Origin of the sequence: Aureimonas sp. AU12 (assembly GCF_001463705.1) — a bacterium.
Taxonomy (GTDB): Bacteria; Pseudomonadota; Alphaproteobacteria; order Rhizobiales; family Rhizobiaceae; genus Aureimonas.
Map to the genome: position 1 here is coordinate 1 of NZ_BBWH01000070.1, position 529 is coordinate 529.

Sequence of the window (529 nt, forward strand, 5' to 3'; positions counted from 1 at the left end):
CGCTTAAACGACCGTTTTTAAGCGGTCAAAATGGGTTTGCGTATCTTATTGATGCAATTGAAGGTGGATCGCTCGAAACCCCCCGCTTATAATAGGCGCATGAAAATCGGTTATGCTCGCGTCTCCACAGAGGATCAAAACCTCGACCTTCAGCACGACGCTTTAATGGCCGCCGGCTGCGACCGAATCTTCGAGGACAAGTTGTCGGGCGTGGCCAAGCGGCCTGGCCTCGATGCGGCCTTGGCCGCGCTTGATGTCGGCGACATGCTGATGGTCTGGAAGCTCGATCGCCTCGGTAGGTCTTCGGCCGAGTTGGTGCGGATCGGCGATGATCTACGCGCCCGTGGTATCGATTTCAAAGTGCTGACGGGGCAGGGCGCGTCGATCGACACGACGCGCCCGGAAGGGCGGTTCTTTTATACGGTGATGGCGGCATTCGCCGAGCTCGACCGGGAGATCACGCGTGAGCGGACGATCGCAGGCCTTGCCGCTGCACGGCGGCGCGGCAAGCGGCTTGGGCGTCCACCGA

General features: G+C 60.3%; 1 protein-coding gene. It reads left to right on the forward strand.

Annotated features, from left to right (window positions below; genetic code table 11):
* Positions 1-99: 99 nt before the first annotated feature.
* Positions 100-529 (forward strand): recombinase family protein (locus AUL33_RS21370; protein ID WP_062213362.1); only part of this gene is annotated, 430 nt, incomplete at its 3' end.